Origin of the sequence: Bacteroides sp. M10 (genome assembly GCF_014334015.1) — a bacterium.
GTDB lineage: Bacteria > Bacteroidota > Bacteroidia > Bacteroidales > Bacteroidaceae > Bacteroides > Bacteroides intestinigallinarum.
In genome coordinates this window covers 5340382-5363695 of sequence record NZ_CP060488.1, presented here as the reverse complement: position 1 = coordinate 5363695, position 23314 = coordinate 5340382, and the positions used below count along the sequence as shown (strand labels likewise).

The window sequence follows — 23314 nt, the reverse complement described above, 5'->3', positions numbered from 1 at the left end:
ATAGAAAGTTTTTTCGCAAAAAGTTTTCAAGTTTGCGAAATATCCTTAGATTTGCGAACAGAAAAAAATCATAATGTAACTTTAAACACAATATTATGGATAAAAAAAGAGTTTATACCTTTGGTAATGGTCAGGCAGAAGGAAAGGCTGACATGAAGAATTTGCTCGGTGGTAAGGGAGCCAACCTTGCAGAAATGAATTTAATCGGAATTCCTGTCCCTCCCGGATTCACAATAACTACAGATGTTTGTACGGAATACAATACGTTAGGACGTGATAAAGTGGTTGAACTGCTGAAAGATGAAGTGGTAAAAGCAATCACTCACGTGGAAACCTTGATGAAATCTAAATTCGGTGACGTTGAAAATCCTTTGTTGGTGTCTGTACGTTCCGGTGCGCGCGCATCTATGCCGGGTATGATGGATACGATTCTGAACTTGGGATTGAATGACGAAGTGGTAGAAGGTATTATCCGTAAGACAGGTAATGCACGCTTTGCATGGGACTCTTATCGTCGTTTTGTGCAGATGTACGGTGACGTAGTATTGGGCATGAAGCCTACCAATAAAGAAGATATCGACCCTTTCGAAGCAATCATCGAAGAGGTGAAAAAAGAGAAAGGGGTAGAACTGGATAACGAGTTGAAAGTGGAAGACTTGCAGGAACTCGTAAAGAAATTTAAAGCTGCCGTAAAGGAACAGACCGGAAAAGATTTCCCGACTGGTGCATACGAACAACTTTGGGGAGCTATATGTGCCGTATTTGATTCATGGATGAATGAACGCGCTATCCTTTACCGTAAGATGGAAAGTATACCTGATGAATGGGGTACAGCTGTCAATGTACAGGCTATGGTGTTCGGTAATATGGGTGAAACTTCGGCTACTGGTGTTTGTTTCTCACGTGATGCCGGTACGGGTGAAGACCTTTTCAATGGTGAATATCTGATTAACGCACAAGGTGAAGACGTAGTGGCCGGTATCCGTACTCCGCAACAGATCACCAAGATTGGTTCTCAACGTTGGGCTGTATTGGCTGGCGTGACCGAAGATGTTCGCGCAGCGAAGTTCCCTTCCATGGAAGAGGCAATGCCGGAAATCTATAAAGAATTAGATGCTCTCCAGACTAAACTGGAAAATCATTATAAAGATATGCAGGACATGGAGTTCACCGTACAAGAAGGTAAACTCTGGTTCCTTCAGACACGTAACGGTAAGCGTACAGGTGCTGCTATGGTGAAGATCGCTATGGATTTGCTCCGTCAGGGCATGATTGACGAAAAGACTGCTTTGATGCGCGTGGAACCGAATAAACTCGATGAATTGCTTCACCCTGTATTCGATAAGGATGCTTTGAAGAAAGCCAAAGTGTTGACTCGTGGTCTTCCGGCTTCTCCGGGTGCTGCAACCGGTCAGGTTGTGTTCTTTGCTGACGACGCTGCTGAATGGCATGCTGCCGGTAAACGTGTGGTAATGGTTCGTATCGAAACTTCTCCGGAAGACTTGGCCGGTATGGCAGTTGCCGAAGGTATTCTTACGGCTCGTGGCGGTATGACTTCTCACGCTGCTGTTGTGGCTCGTGGTATGGGTAAATGTTGTGTATCGGGTGCAGGTGCATTGAATATCGATTATAAAAACCGTACCGTAGAAATTGACGGTGTTGTGTTGAAAGAAGGCGATTATATCTCTCTGAACGGAAGTACAGGTGTAGTTTATAATGGTAAGGTAGAAACACAGGCTGCAGAACTTTCCGGTGACTTTGCCGAATTAATGACGCTGGCTGATAAGTATACTCGTCTGCAGGTACGTACAAATGCGGATACTCCTCATGATGCGGAAGTGGCTCGTAACTTCGGTGCAGTAGGTATTGGTCTTTGCCGTACGGAACACATGTTCTTCGAAGGTGAAAAGATCAAGGCAATGCGTGAAATGATTCTGGCGGAAAATGCAGAAGGACGTCGTAAAGCATTGGCTAAGATTCTTCCATACCAACAGGAAGACTTTAAGGGCATCTTTAAAGCAATGGCTGGTTGCCCGGTAACTGTTCGTTTGCTCGACCCTCCTTTGCATGAGTTCGTTCCTCATGATTTGAAGGGACAGCAGGAAATGGCAGATACTATGGGTGTGAGCCTGCAATATATCCAGCAACGTGTAGAATCATTGTGTGAGCATAACCCGATGTTGGGTCACCGTGGTTGCCGTTTGGGAAATACGTATCCTGAAATTACGCAGATGCAGACACGTGCCATCTTGGGTGCTGCACTCGAATTGAAGAAAGAAGGAGTGGAAACTCATCCGGAAATCATGGTTCCATTAACTGGTATCTTGTATGAATTCAAGGAGCAGGAAAATGTAATCCGTGCGGAAGCTAAGAAGTTGTTTGAGGAAGTAGGAGATAGCATTGACTTCAAAGTGGGTACAATGATTGAAATTCCGCGTGCCGCTTTGACTGCCGACCGTATCGCTTCTTCTGCCGAGTTCTTCTCATTCGGTACAAATGACTTAACGCAGATGACCTTCGGTTATTCTCGTGATGATATAGCTTCTTTCCTTCCTGTTTATCTGGAAAAGAAGATTTTGAAAGTAGATCCGTTCCAGGTGCTCGACCAGAATGGTGTGGGGCAGTTGGTACGTATGGCTACAGAAAAGGGACGTGCTATCCGTCCGGATCTGAAATGTGGTATCTGTGGTGAACATGGTGGTGAGCCTTCTTCTGTGAAATTCTGTCACCGGGTAGGTTTGAATTACGTTAGTTGTTCTCCATTCAGAGTGCCTATTGCCAGATTGGCGGCCGCCCAAGGTGCAATAGAAGGATAGTCAAATACGCTGGTTAGGTACTTAACTATCTGATAAATAGACTGTAAATACTTGTGAAAGTATTTGCAGTCTATTTTATTTTATGGCTGTTGGGCATTGCTGTCCGCTTACTAACCAGTATTTATTTGGTATTTATTATAAAAAACTAACTAAATGTTTGTTTAATCTTAAAAACAGCTTTACATTTGCACCCCAGAAATCGACCGAATTGGGGTCTAACGTTTAATTTTAAAAAACAAAGAAAATGAAAAAGGGTTTATTATTGGTAGTTGTAATGTTGGCAACTATCGCTGTAAAAGCACAAGACATTTACGTAGGCGGATCTTTGAACGTTTGGCGTAACAGCACAGGCAACACTACTTCTTTTAAAGTTGCTCCGGAAGTTGGATACAACTTTAATGAAACATGGGCATTGGGTGCTGAATTGGATTATTCACATAATTATAATGGAGGGTTAACAAAGAATTCAGTAATTGTTGCTCCATACATTCGTTGGACTTACTGTGAAACCGGTGCGGTTCGCTTGTTCCTGGACGGAACTGCTGCTCTCGGCTTCGTGAAGGTTAAAGACGGAGACACTACTAAAGCCGGACAAGTAGGACTTAGACCGGGTATTGCTGTTAAATTGAACGATCACTTTTCTTTCATTGCCAAGTATGGTTTCCTGGGATATCGTAGAAATATAAATACGCTAGGAGATTCTTTTGGTCTTGAACTTACCAGTGAAGATCTTTCAATTGGTTTCCATTACGCATTCTAATAAGAAGAAAACAATTCAACAAATAGGAAAGGGAGTTCTCAAAAATAGGGAATTCCCTTTTTTTATGTATAATCTCTATACTTTACGCACTTATTAACGAAAAAGTTGTTTAATACGAATTACAATTATACATTTGTATTGTTAAACAAGGAGGTTACTAAAAACCTTTAGTATTAATTTAAAACTTTAAAATTATGAAGAAGAGTGTTTTGTTTGTTTTATTTGCACTGATTTCAGTGGCAGGTTTCTCTCAAATTACAGGTTGGAATGCCAAAGTGGGTATGAACTTTAGTAATTACACCGGTGATCTTGATCTGAATGCAAAAGTTGGATTCAAACTTGGTGGAGGTTTTGAATATGCTTTTACTGATACATGGTCGCTGCAACCTTCATTATTCTTAACTAGTAAAGGTGCAAAGAAAGATGGCAATAGCATTAATGCAATGTATTTGGAATTGCCAGTAATGGCTGCTGCACGTTTTAATGTAGCAGATAATACTAATTTGGTGGTGAATGCAGGTCCTTATTTTGCTTGTGGTATTGCCGGTAAAACAAAGTTTGACTTAGGTAATGATACGGAACGTAAAGTCGACACTTTTGGTGATGATGCTTTGAAGCGTTTTGATGCCGGTCTTGGTGTAGGAGTTGCATTGGAATTTGGTAGGATCATTGCAGGCTTGGATGGTCAATTTGGTCTGGTTGACGTACAAAAAGTTGGTAATCCTAAAAACATGAACTTCTCTATTATCGTGGGATATAAGTTCTGATAAGAAAACACCGAAAATACAGAAAGCCGTTGCAGAAAACAATTCACAGCGGCTTTTTTATTTTATGATTGAGAAAGTCATTTCTTTTATTGGATATACAATAGGAATGTACAGTCAGTTTACTATCGGCTTTTTATTAATCTGATAGCTTTTTCAACTTTTTAAAGTGCTCGATTACGGCTAAATAGTTCTGATCCTGACAGGCGTCGAATTTGTTCCAAAGATCTCCTAATACGACGGCTCCTCCGAAACCGAAATCTTTAATCTCCAGCAAATTATCTTCATTGATACCTCCCAATGCCATCACTTTCGAATCGATAATTTTGGCTCTTTGTGCTTCACGCAATTCTTCGGCAGTATATGTTGAATAGTAATTCACTTTAGAGATACTGTCATAAATAGGACTCATAAAAACATAGTCGTAAAAATGCTTTCTGTTTTTTACCTCCTCCACTGAATGGCACGAACAGCTGATGTGACCATAATAATCATGCGGCTCTTTGGGATTACGTGCATTCAGGTGGATACCCATCAGATTAAATTCTTCTTTCAGATAGAAATGTTCATGCGTGACGATACGGCGGTGATATTTATCCGGAATAAGTGTCAATAGCCGTTCCGAATACATTGCCGGAGTTTCCGGCTTCCTAAGATGTAGGACGTCCAGCCCCTCTTCGAAAAGAGCGGTAATAATCTTATCTTCTTCGACGAAGAAGGTAGGGGTGGTAACTACAATTAGTTTCATTTCTTTTGTTAAAATTGGATTGCTTAGCAAAGTTACTAATTAACTATGTCAGAAACCAACCTTTATAGTGAAAATTTGTTAGATTGCCATGTCCGCAGGTCGATTGTCCATAGTTCGCCGGCTAAAGCATCTCCAAAATCACAGATTATTTTCAGCACTTCCGTAGCTTCAACGCTTCCTACAATAGCAGGAGTAACTCCCATCACACCTTTAGGCGGAGGAGGCATTCGTTGCATTTCTTCTTCGTCGGGATAAAGATCCCGGTAGTTCTTTTTCTGGTTTCCGTAGTTGAATACAGAAACTTGTCCTTCAAAGCCGCAGATAGCACCATATACGTATGGCTTTTTCTGTTCAATGCAGATATCGTTAATCAGGTAGCGGGTGGCAAAGTTATCACAGCCGTCGACTACTATATCATATTCCTGAATGATATGATAAGCATTTTCTTTTGTCAACCGGGTAGAGTAGGGATGTATTCTGATCTCGCTGTTGAGAGCGGAGAGCCGTTCCGCTGCACAGATGGCTTTCGGTTTACCTAATTCCTTTTCGGAATAGAGAACTTGTCGTTGCAGGTTAGTGATGCTTACCAAATCGTCATCTACCAGTCCGAGACATCCCACACCGGCGCCTGCCAGGTAGAGAGCGATGGGAGAGCCTAGCCCTCCCACACCTACAATAAGCACTTTGGCTTCCTGCAGTTTCTTCTGACCTTCTTCTCCGATTTCGGGAAGTATGATTTGTCTGTCGTACCGCATCTGCCTATCTTTTAAAATCAAAAGACTGATCCCAATCCTTCCAAACCGGTTCGCGACCCAGTTTCTTCAAGTCACGTTCCACTTCAACCGCCTTTCGCTCATCACTTACGTGAAATTGTTCCAGGGTTTGAGGATAACTGTAATATCCTCCCGGTTCAGTTTTACTCTCCGCACTCATGGTTGTAACACCGAGCGTTGCCATGTGATTCCGGATTTCTGCACTTTCACGGGTGGAATAGGAGATATCTACGTCGTGGTCGAAGATTCGCATCGCGAATGTAAGTTGAGCCAGTTCCCGGTCGTTCATGACTACATTCGGTTGGAATCCGCCATTTTCAGACGGGCGCATACGCGGGAAATTTACGCTGTATTTTGTTTTCCAGTAATGCTTCTGCAGATAACGCAGATGATAAGCCATCATCGTTACGTCTGTCCGCCATTCTTCCAGACCGATCAGGACACCCATGCCAATTTTATGTACACCTGCCTGTCCCATGCGGTCGAAGCCATCTACACGCCATTCGAATTTAGACTTCATGCCTCTCGGATGATATGTCTTGTAATTTGCTTTATGGTAAGTCTCTTGAAAACAGATCACTCCATTCAGACCATGATTAGTCAGTTCCTGATATTCTTCTGCTTTAAGGGGCATTACTTCAATTTGCAGGTTGCTGAAATAAGGTTTTGCCAAATCCAGCGCCCGGGCAATGTAGGGAACACCTGCTGCGGCCGGGTTTTCACCGGTTACGAGCAGTAGATTTTCAAAAGGAGCCAGTCGTTTGATGGCTTTGTATTCGTTGACAATCTCTTCCTCTGTCAGTATCGTTCTCTTCATCGGATTGCTGATGTGGAAACCGCAATAGACACAGGAGTTGGTACATGAATTAGTCAGGTAGAGTGGTACGAACATGGAGATAGTCTTACCGAACCGTTCCATCGTATATTTCTGACTAAGGCGTGCCATCACTTCCAGATAAGGAGTGGCGGCAGGTGAAATCAGCGCCATAAAGTCGTTGACATCCAGATGCTCTTTTTTACCCAATGCACGGCGTACGTCGGCATCTGTTTTGGAATAGATGGCTTTTGTCGTCTCTTCCCAGGATATTTTTTCTAATTCGTCGGAGAACATTCTTATTAAATTGAGAATTGAAAATTAAAAATTGAAAATTGAAATGAGGGGAGGGCAGGTTCGGTCAGTGGGCTGACTTTCTGTTTCTCCCCACTCATTATTTGTTGGTTTTAGCGCTTTTCTTTAAATCGCGTGACAATCTCATTGCACAGAAATTAGGTCCGCACATCGTACAATATTCTCCATCGATATGATGTCCTGCACGGAAATAGGTCTGCGCCCGTTCCGGGTCGAGAGACAGGTCGAACTGATCTTTCCAGCGGAACTCATAGCGAGCTTTACTCAATGCGTTGTCCCGTACCTGTGCACCCGGGTGTCCTTTTGCCAGGTCAGCGGCATGAGCGGCTATCTTGTAGGTAATGACTCCTACGCGTACATCCTCTTTGTCGGGTAAGGCAAGGTGTTCTTTCGGAGTGACATAACAAAGCATAGCCGTACCCAGCCATCCGATTTGTGCGGCACCGATAGCAGAAGTGATATGGTCGTATCCGGGAGCAATATCCGTCACCAACGGGCCGAGTGTATAGAATGGGGCGTCATGGCATTTTTCAATCTGACGTTCCATGTTCTCTTTGATTTTATGCATCGGAACGTGTCCGGGGCCTTCAATAAATGCCTGAACATTCTTATCCCAGGCACGAAGCACTAATTCTCCCATGGTATCCAGTTCGGCAAACTGCGCTTCATCGTTCGCATCGTAGATGGAACCCGGACGAAGTCCGTCGCCTAAAGAAACGGCTACATCATATTGTGCCAGGATATCACAAATATCATCAAAGTGATCGTATAAGAAACTTTCCTGATCGTGTACGAGACACCATTTACTCATTATGCTTCCTCCACGGCTGACAATACCGCACAACCGCTTATCGGCAAGATGAACATTATGGCGGCGGATCCCCGCATGAATGGTGAAGTAATCTACACCTTGTTCGCATTGTTCAATCAATGTATCCCGGTAGATTTCCCAGGTGAGGTCTTCCACTATGCCGTTCACCTTTTCAAGTGCCTGATAAATAGGAACCGTGCCGACGGGTACGGGACAATTACGGATAATCCATTCGCGTGTTTCATGAATATTTTCTCCTGTGGAAAGATCCATCAAGGTATCGCCACCCCATTTGCAGCTCCACAATGCTTTCTCCACTTCTTCATCTATGCTTGAGGTAGTAGCTGAATTTCCGATATTCGTATTGATTTTCACAAGGAAGTTGCGTCCGATAATCATCGGTTCAGCTTCCGGGTGGTTGATATTGGCCGGTAATACAGCACGTCCCTCTGCAATCTCCTGACGGACAAATTCTGGAGTAATGTGGGTCTTAATTCCCAATTCCTCGCAGTTCATGTTCTCGCGGATTGCCACATATTCCATTTCAGGGGTGATAATCCCTCTTTTGGCGTATGCCATTTGAGTGATTGCTTCTCCTTTTTTAGCGCGATAGGGCAGAGCGATGTGCTCGAAACGTAAGTGATCGAGACTTTTATCGTCCCTTCTCATTTGTCCGTATTCCGAAGTAATTTCGGGAAGTTGTTCCACATCACCACGGCCTACAATCCATTCTTCACGCATACGGGGCAGTCCTTTTTTAAGATCAATGCTCATATCTGCATCGCTGAACGGTCCGCTGGTATCATATACATATATCTCCGGGTTCGGTGTTGCTATCTTTTCTTCGCCTTCAAAGCTGACACTGGGCACTTGTTCCACTTTCCGCATCGCTACACGGATATTCGGATAAAGTTTACCGGGTAAATAGACTTTCTGCGAGCGGGGGAATTTTATTTTTTGTTCCATAGTTTATTCGTTTTTAATCAAGAAAAGCCGTTAGAGGTGAACTTGCTTCTGCCACGAAGTCGACGGCTTGTAATCCTAATCCTGCTTCGTAAGCCTGTCTGCCGGCTTCTGTAGCCGCTTTGAATGCTTTTGCCATTTCTACCGGATTTCCGGCAACGGCTATTGCGGTATTAACTAATACAGCGGAAGCTCCCAGTTCCATTGCTTCGGCAGCATGACTGGGTGCACCGATACCTGCATCTACGACTACCGGGATACCTGCCTGTTCGATAATGATTTGCAGGAATTCTTTGGTCTGCAATCCTTTATTGGTACCGATTGGTGCACCGAGCGGCATAACAGTAGCTGCGCCTGCTTCTTCCAGACGTTTGCAGAGTACAGGGTCAGCCTGACAATAAGGCAATACGATAAAACCCAGTTTTACCAGTTCTTCTGTAGCTTTCAGTGTCTCGATAGAGTCAGGGAGCAGATAGCGTGGGTCCGGGTGAATTTCCAGTTTCAGCCAATTTGTTCCAAAGGCTTCACGAGCCAGTTGTGCTGCAAAAACAGCCTCCTCTGCATTACGTACACCGGAAGTATTGGGCAATAGCTGAATATTCGGATGAATAATATGTTTCAGCATGTCATCCTCTTTGTTGTCCATGTCGATTCGTTTCATGGCAACAGTAACCATTTCCGTACCTGAAGCCAGAATAGCTTGTTCCATTATTTCATTGGAATTGAATTTTCCTGTTCCCAGGAAAAGACGGGAGTTAAATTCGCGTCCCGCAATTACTAACTTTTCCATTCTCTATATTTTAGTTGATTATTTAAATGCTAATTTTGCAGACAATTATAGAAACGCAGATTAACGCAAATTTTCGCAGATTATTAGAGGGCTACGCTATGTTGGAGAACTTAATTTTTTGCGAAAATTTGCGTTAATCTGCGTTTCTATAAATTTCCATTAATCACTTTCAATGATTCTACGTGTCTCTTCTACCGGATTATCCGCTCCGAGAATGGTTCCCGATAGGGCTATCCCGTTTACTCCTGTGTGAAGTATGGCAGGAATATCCTCATAAGTGATTCCTCCAATCGCTACTACGGGGATTTCGATATTCGCCTCTTTCATCTGTGAAAGGATGGAGGAATAGCCTTCCAATCCCAGTACAGGGCTTAAATTCTTTTTGGTGGTAGTAAACCGGAAAGGACCGATGCCAAGATAATCGGCACCGGCACGATAGTGCTGTACAACATCTTCGAATGTATTTGCAGTGCCGCCGATAATGAAAGCCTCTCCAAGAATTTGGCGGGCCTGGTCGATAGGCATATCCTTTTTGCCCAGATGCACACCGTCCACTTCCAGCTTTCGCGCCAGTTCAACGTGATCGTCCAGAACCAGGATTGCTTCGTGCTCTTTACAAAGCGGTTTCAGTTGCAGGGCTACTGCCTCCACTTCTTCGAGAGGAGCCTCTTTCATGCGTAGTTGGATCCATTTGCACCCGCCTTCGAGTGCCATACGTGCCGATTCGAGGTACGAGTACCGTTCGGTCTGATGCGTGATAAATTGTAGACTGACCATTCCCTTATCCTCCGCAAGCAGCTTTGATAATCACCAGGTTATCGTTCTCATGCAATATGAAACCCTCCCATTCGGTACGGGGAATCATTTTGTTGTTTACGGCGATAGCAATGCCTTGAACCGGAAGTTCGAGCTGTGCTGTCAGTTGTGTAAGGGTAGAGTCGGGAGTAATTTCCACCTCTTTGTTGTTCACTTGTACTTTCATTGTCCTATCAGAATAAATAAGTTGAAAGTAAATACAAAGAGCGTGCTTGAATGGAAAGGCGATAAGAAGAAACACAATCCCTACGTCAGTACTAACTGCCTCAGGTTCCTAGGGTATAATCTCAGCCCCTCATGGGGCACCCCTTTGTCTTTACGGGGGCAAAGTAAGTGAAAAAGAAACAGAAAAACACTAAATCAGTCGATTTTTTTTCATTTTTCTGTTGATTCCTGTTTTTTGATAGGATGAGAAAAGATAAACCGGGCGCCATTTTTGTAATTCTTGTCAATCCAGATATCACCTCCCATATATTGGATGGTCAGTTTGCAGATAGCCAGTCCCAATCCTGTACCCTGCACGAATTCATTCAGCTTTTCGAAACGTTGGAATACCAGCTCCTGTTTATCTTCGGGGATTCCGGTGCCGGTATCAGTTACCGAGAACAGCATACATTGCTTTTCTTCGTCCACTTCATAATCCAGCGTAATGCTTCCTCCGGCAGGAGTGAATTTCAAGGCGTTGTTCAGCAGATTGATAATAATCTGTTGCAGGCGCAAGGGATCTGTGTAGAGCATGTAAGGCTCTTTAGGCATTTGCAGTTTAATGTCTACATCCATTGTCTTGTTTCGGTTGGTCAGGGTAATCATATTCTGGCAATGGTTCACCAGCTCACACCATTCATATTTGAATTGCAGCTTTCCTGATTCCAGGCGTGATATATCCAGTACATCACTAATCAGTTGGAGCAGCAGATTAGAGTTGGTCTGGACAATATCTGCGTATTCTTTCAGTTCGTTATTCTGCTCTACCGAACCGATAATCAGGCTGGAGAAACCGACAATAGCATTTAGCGGAGTCCGTATCTCGTGGCTCATATTCGAAACAAAGGCACTTTTCAGCTGATTAGCTTCTTCAGCGCGCTCTTTAGCATCACGCAATTCGACTTCAGACTCTTCCAGCTTCTTTTTATCTTCCCGTAGTTGTTTCGTAGTTCTTTCAAGGTGATTCTTCAGGATTTTAGTCCGGTAATAGTAATACAGCGAAATCATTAGACTTCCTACTAATACGAGAAATATAATCAGGATGAATTGCACTTCTGTCTTATAGGCCACAAAGAACGGAATGGGCTGATTGATTACCATTGAGTTAACAGGTAACTTCTTGTTTTCAAATCCCCATTCCTTTAGTTTCTTCGCATCAAATTTATATCTGTTGGGTAAGATATTGATACTGCTGATATCAGTTTCCTTCTGGTCTAAAAAGCGGTAGGCATATTCTCCCATGCTTTGTCCCACTCCTTCATATTGCGGGACATATCCTCCGATAGCCCAGTAACCTATTGCAGTGGAAGTCATGCTGAACATAGGCAGGAGAGGATTGGCTTTGGAAAAAGCATAAACGGAGTTATTCATGTAAGTAATACCCCGGTTATCGATTCTCCAGATGCCAAGCAACATGACTGTGTTTCTGGGAAGATTGCGCAATTGACTGGCAGCCATATCGAGTGTATGGATGCGGCCATCGACGTAGGTGATAGACAACTGTGGAAAATGTTGCAGGTTTTTCTTGAACCATGCCAGTTCGGCAAGTCCGTTGTATGTGTTATCCGATACAAATACAAGGTGTTCTGTTTCCGGATAGAAATTCTGTATCATTTCAATGTCTTTTTTGATATCATATTCGTATGTGCTACAATATCTTACGTTGTATTCCTTCATGCGTTCCATTAAGTTGATGCTTTCAGGATTATAGCTTCGGATGTCGGTCGAATCCTCCGGAATACGGATACCGTTGCGTGATGCCATTGCACAGAAAACAGGAAGCTGCTTGTACTTTTCATCTTCGAGATGAAGAAAACTGCTCCATGCTTCACCACCCAGGAGAATAACTAATTTGGCTTTCGGATGTTTGTCCAGAATATCAGTTAATGTTTTTTTCCATTGATGCGCCTGCGTTAAGTCTGTTGCATTCATATTTTCTACCATGGTCGAATATCTTCCTCCCAATTGGGTGTAGGTTTCTACAAATGTGCTGATGTTATCGTAGGTATATTTAGTGTCAGAATTATAAGAGGTGATAAACAGAATTTCTTCCTCAGATTCTTCTGTGGTGGCAGCATTGCCGAAAAGGGGGAGGAAAAGGAGTACAGCAATGGAGACAATAAATCGTATTTTTTTTCTTTTATACAGTATCATAATTGTTTGTTATGTTGTTTTATGAGTTGCAAAAATACAACTAATGCATCTGATATACAATAAAAGTCTGTTCTTTTTAATCTGTAAAAAAGGTCGCTGTGAAAAACACAACAACCTTTTCCATAAGTATAGTTTAGCTTGTAAATTTAATTACATTCTTTTTTCAACCACATCCCAGTCGATGATATCCCACAGGGCGTTTACGTGGTCGGCACGGCGGTTCTGGTAATCCAGATAATAGGAGTGTTCCCAAACGTCAAATCCGAGAAGTGGTTTCAAACCGGCACGTACTGGATTGCTGCCGTTCCCCTCTTTAGTGATTTTCAGTTTACCGTCTTTATCTACGGATAGCCAAGCCCATCCTGAACCAAACAATCCGACTGCTGCTGCATTGAATTCTTTCTTGAAGTTTTCAAAGCTGCCAAAGTCACGTTTGATGGCTTCTCCTAGTTTACCGGCGGGTTCCTTCTTCGAAGGTTTCGGGGCAAATTGCAGGAAGTACAGGTTGTGGTTCAATACTTGTCCGGCGTTATTGAATATAGCTCCATCCGGTGCGGCTGCAACGATTTCTTCTACCGTTTTACCTTCATATTCTGTTCCGGGCACGAGGCTATTCAGATTATTTACATACGTTTGTAGATGTTTTCCGTAATGGAAATCTATTGTTTGCTGACTGATTACAGGTTCCAACGCATTGTTAGCGTAAGGAAGTTTAGGCATTTCGTAAGTCATGGTCATCATAATTAAAGACATTAATATAGTATTCATAATGTTACAAGTTTTAATTGGCTTGTTATACTATAATAACAGAAGCCCTTTGCAAAATGTTCACAGCATCTTACTTTATTTGTAAATGTACTGTATACGTTTCACTTCTTTCGGATGCTCACGGTCGGTCCGGCAGATCCATTGGCCCGTATTATCATATTCATAATAAGAATTGCTATCGATCTGGTTTCCGTATTTATCGTACAGGCAGATCAGGCATCCCGATGTTTTCTGGTTATTGCCTAAAATCCGTTGGTAAACGATCTGTGTCAGATAACCGTATTTATCGTATTCATAAGCATCTTTTTGTGAAATAATCTGATCCGAAGAATTAGCAAAAAGCAGGTTTTGATGTTGGGATGAAATCAATCTGCCTTTATCATCATATTTGTTTGCGGTGTACGCCTGAAGTTCTCCATTCTTATTATACTCTTTGGTTTCGGTCAATAACCCCTGTTTATTATAGGAACTTATGATGACTCTTCCATCTGTATACTTGAGCGAATCACTCTCGATACTTCCGTCCGTGCCGATACGGCGTGTCCGCCGGTATAGATCCGTTTTGGTTTTCGGATTCGTTTGCACTTCAAAGATGCAGTGACCTTGCGGATCGTATAATCTGTTCGTTTGTATTTCATTGCTTAGCTGACCGTTCTTTACGGTAAGCGACAATGTAGAAATGAGCTGCCCCTTATCGTCATACGAATAAGTGGTCGAGGTATTTCCCGTACTGTCATTTTCCGCAGACTTAATCAATCGTCCTCCATTATAGTATTTCACGGAAGTAGGAGTGGATATGATTGTTTGCAGAATAAACGGTGTCCGTAGTGCATTGGCCTGGTCACGAAATTCCTTATACCTGTGTGTGCAAAGAAAATCCTGCAGCATACTCAAAGATTCGGAATTGACAATGGCAGCTTTTAAAAGCTCAAAATCAGCTTTTTCACTAAGATATTCAAGGTCATCCAGATGAGTACGTGCTGTGGAAGTCAGGTAAGGTGATTGCTTATACTCGTCAATAATCTGCCGAATGTCTGTTGCGTTTCCTTTCTCCCGGAGGCTGTCGATCCCTTGAAACAGAAAATCATCGTATAACGCACGGACTTCCGGAAGGAATGGACGCGTATCTTTATCCGTGAAGAATTTCTGCATGTTGGCGTTATCAAAAAATGCCTTGAAATTCGCTGATGTCGGATTACTCTTTACAATCTGGTAAAGCCGTTTGTTTTCCGCAGTGTTGATTTGAGAGATAAATTTGCCGTTCGGATATTCCGTGATGTACGTTTGATAAATATTCAGCGTAGGTGTTTTCAGCATACCTTCCAGTAAAGCCATTTCACGGATGTCCCGCACCTTTTGCAAGATGGCAGAATCTCCCGGATAACCGCTTGACCGGATACTGTCCATCAACGTCTTGCTAAAAGGAATTTGATCTTTCGAAGCTTCCAGAATGGAGATAACGGCCAGTTCTGCTTTGTTTTGTACGTTGGAAAGTTGTATTTTCTCTTCTTCACAGATATTGGGAAAATAAGCTTTCGTTGCCCTTTCGTAGCATCCGAAATAGTTGATGGCAGCCTGTTCGCTTTGCTCGTTCCACAATCCGTTGAGCACATCCAATAATGCCAGTTCCTCGGCATAATAGGTTTGTGTCTCGTCATCTATCTTATCACGGTTTTTCTGCCATTTGTCGGCGTCATTATCGTTCAGATACCTTAGCAGCTTTTCCAGGCGACTCTGCTTTTGTGCCATTGCCTGTGGAATGCAGGCGACCAGAAACAAACTCAAAATAATCGATAAAAATATACTTCTTTTCATTGCTTTTTGGTGTTAGGTTAAAATAGTTAGTGATGAAAATTCATAAAAATACCTTCATTCTCGAATGAATATTATACTTTTGTATTGAGAACAAATTTGAATGCCAAGGGTTTGTTAAAAATCCACATTGTTTTTATAATGCTGTTATGAATACCAATTATATAGATGAATTGAACGAGAGTCAGTGTGCTGCAGTGACTTATAATGACGGTCCTTCGCTGGTGATAGCCGGTGCAGGTTCGGGGAAGACGCGCGTATTGACTTATAAAATCGCTTACTTGCTGGAACAGGAGAACGGCTACAATCCGTGGAATATCCTTGCACTGACCTTTACGAATAAGGCGGCGCGCGAGATGAAAGAGCGTATTGCCCGTCAGGTAGGTATGGAACGGGCACGTTATTTGTGGATGGGGACTTTCCATTCCATCTTCTCACGGATTCTTCGTGCCGAAGCAACATTTATCGGGTTCACTTCCCAGTTCACCATCTATGATACGGCTGATAGTAAGAGTCTGCTTCGTTCCATTATTAAAGAGATGGGATTGGACGAGAAAACTTATAAACCGGGAGCGGTACAAGCACGTATCTCCAATGCCAAGAATCATCTGGTCACTCCCACGGGGTATGCTGCCAATAAAGAGGCTTACGAAGGAGATATGGCTGCCAAGATGCCTGCTATCCGTGATATCTATACCCGTTATTGGGACAGATGTCGTCAGGCAGGTGCAATGGATTTCGATGATTTACTGGTGTACACCTATATTTTATTCCGTGACTTTCCGGAAGTGTTGGCACGCTACCGGGATCAGTTCCGTTATGTGCTGGTAGATGAGTATCAGGATACGAATTATGCGCAGCATAGCATTGTCTTGCAACTGACTAAAGAAAATCAACGGGTCTGTGTCGTGGGAGACGATGCGCAAAGTATCTATTCTTTCCGTGGGGCGGATATTGACAATATTCTCTATTTTACAAAAATCTACCCCAATACGAAAGTCTTTAAACTGGAGCAGAATTACCGTTCCACACAAACCATTGTTTGTGCTGCCAACAGCCTGATTGAGAAGAATGAACGTCAGATACGGAAAGCCGTGTTTTCGGAGAAAGAAAAGGGGGAACCTATCGGTGTATTTCAGGCGTATAGCGATGTGGAAGAGGGAGATATTGTAGCTAATAAGATTGCAGAGCTACGACGGGAGTATCGCTACGGATATGCTGATTTTGCCATCCTGTATCGTACGAATGCACAAAGCCGTATTTTTGAAGAGGCTCTTCGGAAACGAAGTATACCTTATAAGATTTACGGAGGACTTTCGTTCTACCAGCGAAAAGAGATAAAAGATGTGATTGCTTATTTCCGTTTGGTAGTGAATCCGAATGATGAAGAAGCATTCAAGCGAATCATTAATTATCCGGCTCGTGGTATTGGAGATACGACAGTCGGGAAGATTATATCGGCGGCTACCGATCATGGTGTAAGTCTTTGGGCGGCACTCTGTGAACCATTGAGTTACGGACTGGATATAAATAAAGGAACGCATGCAAAACTGCAAGGCTTTCGTGAATTGATAGAAGGTTTCATTGTCGATCAGGCAGATAAGAACGCTTATGAAATAGGAACGAATATCATCCGTCAGTCCGGCATTATCAACGATGTCTGCCAGGACACATCCCCCGAGAACCTAAGCCGTAAGGAAAATATAGAAGAGTTGGTGAATGGAATGAATGACTTCTGCGCTTTGCGGCAGGAGGAGGGTAACCCGAATGTGTCTCTTACCGATTTCCTTTCGGAGATTGCATTGCTTACCGATCAGGATTCCGACAAGGCGGATGATGGGGAAAAGATAACGTTGATGACAGTTCATTCGGCTAAAGGATTGGAGTTTAAGAATGTATTTGTGGTTGGTCTGGAAGAAAACCTGTTTCCCAGTGGGATGGTAGGAGATTCTCCCCGGGCACTGGAAGAAGAACGTCGTTTGTTCTATGTAGCTATTACTCGTGCGGAGGAACATTGTTATCTGTCTTTTGCCAAAACCCGTTTCCGTTATGGAAAGATGGAATTTGGAAGCCCCAGTCGTTTCTTGCGTGATATCGATGTTCATTACTTGCAACTGCCGCATGAGGCAGGAGTGAGCCGGGCTGTCGATGAAGGTGCAGGACGTTTCCGTAGAGAGATTGAAGGAGGATTCACCCGTTCAGCTTCTCCGTCGCGTGCCCCTTTCGGAAGTACATCTTCCGAACAGCGTGAACGTCCGAAAGCACAGATCATTGCTCCCAGCGTACCGAGAAATTTGAAGAAAGTTAGTACTGTTAGCCCAAGTAACGGTGTACAGGCAACCTCTTCCACTTCGGCATCGGTAGCAGGAGTACAGGTCGGACAGATGATAGAGCACGAACGTTTCGGATTGGGTGAAGTGATTAAAGTAGAAGGAACGGGAGACAATGCGAAAGCAACTATTCATTTTAAAAATGCGGGAGACAAACAACTATTATTACGTTTCGCTCGTTTTAAAGTGGTAGAATAAATAATAACACTAAATAGAGAGACTCATGAAGAAACAACTAACAGTAATTTTGCTTTCCGCTTTGATTTTGAGTGGATGTGCGTCGGGGCGTATGGGAAATCCGGGAGCTATCATGGCAGGTGCTTCTATCGGAGGTAGTCTGGGAAGTTCGATAGGCGGACTTATCGGAGATAATAATCATGGCTGGAGAGGCGGTTACCGTGGTTCTGCTATTGGGAATATTGTGGGAACCATTGCCGGTGCGGCTATTGGAAACGCGTTGACGGCGCCGAGACAAGAGCAAATAGAGGAAGATGCGTATATTCCTGAAGTGAGGGAAGTCCGTGTGCAAAAATATAAGAAGCAGCCGGTGCAGCAGCCTATTTCTCAACTGAAGTTGCGCAAGATCCGTTTTATAGATGATAATCGCAGTCATGTGATTGATGCGGGAGAAAATAGCAAGATAATTTTTGAGATTATGAATGAAGGGAGAAATCCTGTTTATAATGTAGTTCCTGTGGTAGAAACGGTGGGGAAGGTGAAGCATCTCGGCATTTCTCCTTCCGTGATGGTGGAGGAGATTCTTCCGGGTGAAGGCATCCGTTATACCGCTTCCATTCACGCAGGTGAAAAATTGAAAGACGGTGAAGTGACATTCCGTGTCGCAGTGGCGGACGAGAATGGAGTGATTTGTGATTCGCAAGAATTTACCCTGCCTACACAGCGCGGAAACTAGAAATAACAGCCCGAATATCCGGTTTAAACATAGTGACGGTATATGCTTGGAATAGTGACGCTATCCTAAGCATATACCGTCACTATGTTGGTGGGATAGCGTCACTCTTTTAATAGCTATTAATAAGGTAGTTCTTTAGATAAGTTTAAATGAATCGAACAATGAAATTGAATGATATTGTAGGGTTTTATAATAATATTAAGTGTCATGTAATCATTTTATTTCGTATCTTTGTTCATATTTCCAATAAAAGCATTAGAGTGGTATGAAAGAGACATTTAGAAGATATCCTATCGGAATACAGAATTTTGAGGATTTACGTAATAATGATTGTGTGTATATTGATAAAACTGCATTAATTTATCATTTGACCCATACAAATAAGATTTATTTCCTTAGTCGTCCTCGCCGCTTTGGAAAGAGTCTTCTAGTCTCTACTCTTGAAGCTTATTTTTCCGGAAAGAAAGAGTTGTTCGAAGGATTGGCTATGGAACAGTTAGAGAAAGAATGGACTGTTTATCCTGTGTTGCATATTGATTTTAGCAGAACGAAATACACCACAATCGAAGATTTGCAAGAGCAATTGAATCTTTATCTAAGCGAATGGGAGAGGACTTATGGGAAAAATGAAGAAGAAATGAGCTATGCAGCCCGTTTAACCGGTTTGCTTCAACGAATCTACCAACAGACAGGAAAGCAGGCTGTCGTATTGATTGACGAATATGATGCACCTTTATTGGATAGTAATAGTGACTCTGTTTTACAAGGACAATTACGAACTGAAATGCGGAAATTTTTCAGTCCTCTTAAAGCACAAGGGCAATATCTTCGTTTCTTGTTTCTGACAGGAATCAGCAAGTTCAGTCAGATGAGTATATTTAGTGAGTTGAATAACTTGCAGAATATCAGTATGAGCGATGATTATAGTGCTATTTGTGGTATTACAGAGCAAGAGTTGCTAAGTCAGATGCAACCGGATATTGAGAGGATAGCTCAAGCGAATAATGAAACCTATGAAGAAGCTTGTCGGCATTTGAAACGGCAGTACGATGGTTATCATTTTAGTGAAAATTGTGAAGATATTTACAATCCGTTCAGTCTTTTCAATGCTTTTTCTCAAAGGAAATATAAGAGCTTTTGGTTCTCTACCGGTACACCTACTTTCTTGATTGAAATGTTACAGCGAATGGATTTCAGTCTTAATCTATTGGAAAAGATGGAAGTGAAAGATGAAGACTTTGATAAAGCGACAGAGGTTATTACCGATCCGATTCCCGTACTTTATCAGAGTGGCTATTTGACAATTAAAGGATATGAACCTCTTTTTCGTACATATACATTAGGTTATCCCAACGAAGAAGTTAAAATAGGCTTTATTGAGACGTTGATCCCTTCATATCTTAATCAACCGACACGAGAAAGCAACTTTTATGTAGTCTCTTTTGTAAGAGACCTGATGAAAGGTGATATTGAGCAGTGTCTTCTTCGTACTCGTTCTTTCTTTTCTTCCATACCTTATGATTTGGAGAACAATCAGGAGAAACATTATCAGACTATCTTTTATTTATTATTCCGTTTAATGGGCCAATATGTAGACGTAGAAGTAAAGAATGCTATTGGCAGGGCTGACGTGGTAATTAAGATGTCCGATGCAATTTATGTATTTGAATTTAAGGTAGATGGAACTCCCGAAGAAGCATTGGCTCAAATTGATAGTAAACAATATGCTATTCCTTACGAGATAGATCATCGCAAGGTTGTCAAGGTTGGAGTGAATTTTGATAGTACAACACGGACTTTGGGGCAGTGGATCATAAAATAGGAAGATGATATGAAAAATGCTGTTGCTAAAGATAAATATCCGTGGTAGATATTCGTCTGAATAACGATGTGTTCCTTTTAAGGTAATATTGTCGGATTAATAATGTCCTGTAATCGGGGGGCTTGCCGCTACTGACGTTGAAAAAGAAGTGTTTGGCGAAACCTAAAGCTATGCTTTAGCATCTGTAAAGCGTAGCTTTATCTAATCTAAAGCTACGCTTTTCATAGTCTTACCAATTATTTCCGGCGTTACTGCTATTGACCAGCATCTCTACCCGCTGTCTGTATGTATTTGCTCCTTCAGCGATATTCTTTCCCGCATCCGCTGTTCCCATTCCATAAACAACGATAGGAGTCTGCCACACCATACCTGAATGGATAGCACTGCCCTGATAAGGGCGTAAAAGTTCGTCCGTAGTGAAACCATTCCTTCCTCCGCTGCGGTAAGCATCGAATTCAGATCCGGTAGTTGTTACCACTGTCAGCGGTTTGCCGGCGACTGCCGGAGTCTTGGATAGGAAAGTAAAGACTTCATCCTGCCATTTCTTTAGTAATGACGGTGCAGACATCCAATAGAAAGGAAACTGATAGATCACAGCAGAGGCATCAGAGATGATTTTACTCCATTCGTCTACATTGAAAGCGATGTCAGGCGATAATTCGTAAAGGTTGAATACGGCTACTCCTTCAATGTCACCAACGGCATCAATTAATGCTTTGTTTGCTTGAGATCCTTTCATGTTTGGATGTGCCAGCAGGATCACTACTTTTCTTAAATCTTTATTCATATTCAATCAGGTATTTAGGATGATATAACTACTTATAGATTATAAAGGTGTAAAAATAAGAAAAAGTTCGCGAAAACCAATATCTTAATTAAAAATAAAACAATCCCTCTTTGCTTTTGAATTTGTATTTTTGCATCCACGTTCGTAAGGCGTTATTTTAGATAATAATTTATATATGATAGATTTTAATCAGTTCCCTTCTCCTTGTTACATCATGGAAGAAGAGCTTTTAAGAAAGAACCTGTGTTTGATAAAAAGCGTGGCCGACAGGGCGGGAGTGGAGATCATTCTTGCTTTCAAGTCATTTGCCATGTGGCGCTCTTTCCCCATATTCCGTGAATATATAGATCATTCTACGGCAAGTTCGGTGTATGAAGCCCGTTTGGCATTGGAAGAGTTCGGCAGCAAGGCGCATACATATTCTCCTGCTTATACGGAACAGGATTTCCCGGAAATCATGCGTTGCAGCAGTCATATCACATTCAACTCAATGCAGCAGTTTGAACGCTTCTATCCGATGGTGGTTGCAGAAGGAAGTGGCATCTCTTGTGGTATCCGCGTAAATCCTGAATATTCGGAAGTGGAAACCGAACTTTATAATCCATGTGCACCCGGCACACGTTTTGGGATAACAGCCGATTTGTTGCCCGAAGCATTACCGCAAGGTATTGAAGGCTTTCATTGTCATTGTCACTGTGAATCTTCTTCTTATGAGCTGGAACGTACATTGGAACATCTTGAAGCTAAATTTGCCCATTGGTTTTCACAGATTAAATGGTTGAACCTGGGTGGTGGACACCTGATGACTCGTAAGGACTATGATACCGAACATTTGATAAGACTGTTGCAAGGATTAAAAGCACGCTATCCTCATTTGCGCATTATCCTGGAACCCGGTTCGGCCTTTACCTGGCAGACGGGAGTGCTGACTTCCGAAGTGGTGGATATTGTGGAAAGTCGTGGTATCAAGACGGCTATTTTGAATGTTAGTTTCACTTGCCACATGCCGGATTGTCTGGAAATGCCATACCAACCTGCCGTGCGTGGTGCAGAGATGGGAGATGAAGGAAAATATATTTATCGTCTCGGAGGAAATTCCTGTTTGAGCGGTGATTATATGGGACTGTGGAGCTTCGATCATGAGTTGCAAATCGGAGAGCGTATCGTGTTCGAAGATATGATTCATTATACGATGGTCAAGACAAATATGTTTAACGGAATTCATCATCCTGCCATTGCCATTTGGACAAAAGAGGGGAAAGCTGAAATATACAAGCAATTTTCTTATGAAGATTATCGTGACCGAATGAGTTGATAATCAAAATGATTGTTTTGCGGTAGGTGCAAAGTGAACAGATTTCTGTGAAAAAAGTAGGCAGAATGTTTGCATGTTTACGGAAAATCCCTACCTTTGCAACCGCAAACGAAAAAATGCGGAAATAGCTCAGTTGGTAGAGCATAACCTTGCCAAGGTTAGGGTCGCGAGTTCGAGTCTCGTTTTCCGCTCATGTTTCTTTGAAATGTTGGAACAATAATCTTTGCCCAGGTGGCGGAATTGGTAGACGCGCACGTTTCAGGTGCGTGTGTCGCGAGGCATGCAGGTTCGAGTCCTGTTCTGGGCACAAAGGTTAAACTTTAAAATTATGGAGAGGTGGCGGAATTGGTAGACGCGCTACTTTGAGGTGGTAGTGACAGAAATGTTGTGGGAGTTCGAGTCTCCTCCTCTTCACAGTTTATGAAAGTGAAATGCGGAAATAGCTCAGTTGGTAGAGCATAACCTTGCCAAGGTTAGGGTCGCGAGTTCGAGTCTCGTTTTCCGCTCTTGTTTCTTTGAAATAATGGAACTAAGTTTTGCCCAGGTGGCGGAATTGGTAGACGCGCACGTTTCAGGTGCGTGTGTCGCGAGGCATGCAGGTTCGAGTCCTGTTCTGGGCACCAATCTTTCAGATTTCTGAATGACGAAATTTAGTTTGCGGAAATAGCTCAGTTGGTAGAGCATAACCTTGCCAAGGTTAGGGTCGCGAGTTCGAGTCTCGTTTTCCGCTCCATATAAGATGAGGTTGTCAGTCGATAAGATTGGCAACCTTTTTTTGTATAATATTGGAAGTTTACCGGACGATTGTATCGATAGATTGAACGGAAAAGCGTAATTTT

Annotated in this window: 18 protein-coding genes, 6 tRNA genes and 1 riboswitch; of the genes, 13 read left to right on the top strand and 11 right to left on the bottom strand. The window is 42.6% G+C overall.

Going from position 1 to position 23314, the window contains the following annotated elements:
• The first annotated feature begins 95 nt into the window (after window positions 1–95).
• The 3 genes from ppdK to H8796_RS19745 all read left to right on the top strand — a co-directional run bounded on the left by ppdK (window position 96) and on the right by H8796_RS19745 (window position 4343).
• Window positions 96–2816 carry a pyruvate, phosphate dikinase gene (gene ppdK, locus H8796_RS19755; RefSeq protein WP_117935699.1) on the top strand — a complete coding sequence of 907 codons (2721 nt, stop codon included), beginning with the start codon at window positions 96–98 and terminating at the stop codon, window positions 2814–2816.
• Between the two features lie 244 nt (window positions 2817–3060).
• The gene (locus tag H8796_RS19750; protein WP_074557033.1) at window positions 3061–3576 is read left to right on the top strand and encodes an outer membrane beta-barrel protein; all 516 of its coding nucleotides are present in this window, start codon (window positions 3061–3063) and stop codon (window positions 3574–3576) included.
• A 194-nt stretch (window positions 3577–3770) separates the two neighbouring features.
• Window positions 3771–4343, top strand: a complete 573-nt coding sequence (locus H8796_RS19745) for a porin family protein (protein WP_117935697.1) — start codon at window positions 3771–3773, stop codon at window positions 4341–4343.
• Between the two features lie 136 nt (window positions 4344–4479).
• On the opposite strand, the gene H8796_RS19740 is transcribed toward H8796_RS19745, so the two are convergent.
• The 10 genes from H8796_RS19740 to H8796_RS19695 form a co-directional block, all read right to left on the bottom strand.
• On the bottom strand, window positions 4480–5088 hold the full coding sequence (locus H8796_RS19740; RefSeq protein ID WP_004295702.1) for a thiamine phosphate synthase: 609 nt from the start codon (window positions 5086–5088) through the stop codon (window positions 4480–4482).
• A gap of 62 nt (window positions 5089–5150) precedes the next feature.
• A complete protein-coding gene (locus H8796_RS19735; protein ID WP_117935695.1) occupies window positions 5151–5843 on the bottom strand; it encodes a HesA/MoeB/ThiF family protein in 693 nt (230 codons plus the stop codon).
• Between the two features lie 4 nt (window positions 5844–5847).
• Window positions 5848–6972, bottom strand: a complete 1125-nt coding sequence (gene thiH / locus H8796_RS19730; RefSeq protein WP_004295704.1) for a 2-iminoacetate synthase ThiH — start codon at window positions 6970–6972, stop codon at window positions 5848–5850.
• 97 nt (window positions 6973–7069) lie between these two features.
• On the bottom strand, window positions 7070–8767 hold the full coding sequence (thiC, locus tag H8796_RS19725) for a phosphomethylpyrimidine synthase ThiC (protein ID WP_004303540.1): 1698 nt from the start codon (window positions 8765–8767) through the stop codon (window positions 7070–7072).
• Window positions 8768–8780: 13 nt separating this feature from the next.
• Window positions 8781–9554 carry a thiazole synthase gene (locus H8796_RS19720; protein ID WP_117935693.1) on the bottom strand — a complete coding sequence of 258 codons (774 nt, stop codon included), beginning with the start codon at window positions 9552–9554 and terminating at the stop codon, window positions 8781–8783.
• Between the two features lie 159 nt (window positions 9555–9713).
• Window positions 9714–10331 (bottom strand): thiamine phosphate synthase, encoded by a 618-nt coding sequence (locus H8796_RS19715; RefSeq protein ID WP_117935691.1) that lies wholly within the window; start codon window positions 10329–10331, stop codon window positions 9714–9716.
• 4 nt (window positions 10332–10335) lie between these two features.
• A complete protein-coding gene (gene thiS, locus H8796_RS19710) occupies window positions 10336–10536 on the bottom strand; it encodes a sulfur carrier protein ThiS (protein WP_004303537.1) in 201 nt (66 codons plus the stop codon).
• 60 nt (window positions 10537–10596) lie between these two features.
• Window positions 10597–10690: riboswitch (TPP riboswitch) on the bottom strand.
• 55 nt (window positions 10691–10745) lie between these two features.
• On the bottom strand, window positions 10746–12728 hold the full coding sequence (locus tag H8796_RS19705) for a HAMP domain-containing sensor histidine kinase (protein ID WP_183042735.1): 1983 nt from the start codon (window positions 12726–12728) through the stop codon (window positions 10746–10748).
• Between the two features lie 150 nt (window positions 12729–12878).
• Window positions 12879–13496 carry a superoxide dismutase gene (locus H8796_RS19700; RefSeq protein WP_004295710.1) on the bottom strand — a complete coding sequence of 206 codons (618 nt, stop codon included), beginning with the start codon at window positions 13494–13496 and terminating at the stop codon, window positions 12879–12881.
• A 75-nt stretch (window positions 13497–13571) separates the two neighbouring features.
• Window positions 13572–15311: an RHS repeat protein gene (locus H8796_RS19695; protein ID WP_117935687.1), complete on the bottom strand. Its 1740-nt coding sequence runs from the start codon at window positions 15309–15311 to the stop codon at window positions 13572–13574.
• Window positions 15312–15457: 146 nt separating this feature from the next.
• Between H8796_RS19695 and H8796_RS19690 the strand changes: the two genes are divergently transcribed.
• The 3 genes from H8796_RS19690 (at window position 15458) to H8796_RS19680 (ending at window position 20373) form a co-directional block, all read left to right on the top strand.
• Window positions 15458–17836 (top strand): ATP-dependent helicase, encoded by a 2379-nt coding sequence (locus tag H8796_RS19690; protein WP_117935685.1) that lies wholly within the window; start codon window positions 15458–15460, stop codon window positions 17834–17836.
• Between the two features lie 25 nt (window positions 17837–17861).
• Window positions 17862–18551 carry a hypothetical protein gene (locus H8796_RS19685; RefSeq protein WP_004295713.1) on the top strand — a complete coding sequence of 230 codons (690 nt, stop codon included), beginning with the start codon at window positions 17862–17864 and terminating at the stop codon, window positions 18549–18551.
• Window positions 18552–18816: 265 nt separating this feature from the next.
• Window positions 18817–20373, top strand: a complete 1557-nt coding sequence (locus H8796_RS19680; protein WP_117935683.1) for an ATP-binding protein — start codon at window positions 18817–18819, stop codon at window positions 20371–20373.
• A gap of 229 nt (window positions 20374–20602) precedes the next feature.
• Here the strand turns inward: H8796_RS19680 and H8796_RS19675 are convergent, their stop codons facing one another.
• Complete coding sequence (locus H8796_RS19675; protein WP_117935681.1) at window positions 20603–21160, bottom strand: NAD(P)H-dependent oxidoreductase; 558 nt, start codon at window positions 21158–21160, stop codon at window positions 20603–20605.
• A gap of 175 nt (window positions 21161–21335) precedes the next feature.
• Here H8796_RS19675 and nspC point away from each other — a divergent pair, with 175 nt between their 5' ends.
• The 7 genes from nspC to H8796_RS19640 all read left to right on the top strand — a co-directional run bounded on the left by nspC (window position 21336) and on the right by H8796_RS19640 (window position 23208).
• The gene (gene nspC, locus H8796_RS19670) at window positions 21336–22475 is read left to right on the top strand and encodes a carboxynorspermidine decarboxylase (RefSeq protein ID WP_117935679.1); all 1140 of its coding nucleotides are present in this window, start codon (window positions 21336–21338) and stop codon (window positions 22473–22475) included.
• 118 nt (window positions 22476–22593) lie between these two features.
• Window positions 22594–22666 (top strand) — tRNA-Gly (locus H8796_RS19665).
• Between the two features lie 34 nt (window positions 22667–22700).
• Window positions 22701–22782: transfer RNA gene (locus H8796_RS19660), tRNA-Leu, on the top strand.
• 23 nt (window positions 22783–22805) lie between these two features.
• Window positions 22806–22889: transfer RNA gene (locus H8796_RS19655), tRNA-Leu, on the top strand.
• Window positions 22890–22908: 19 nt separating this feature from the next.
• Window positions 22909–22981: transfer RNA gene (locus H8796_RS19650), tRNA-Gly, on the top strand.
• 32 nt (window positions 22982–23013) lie between these two features.
• Window positions 23014–23098, top strand: a tRNA-Leu gene (locus H8796_RS19645).
• Window positions 23099–23132: 34 nt separating this feature from the next.
• Window positions 23133–23208: transfer RNA gene (locus H8796_RS19640), tRNA-Gly, on the top strand.
• Window positions 23209–23314: the final 106 nt, after the last annotated feature.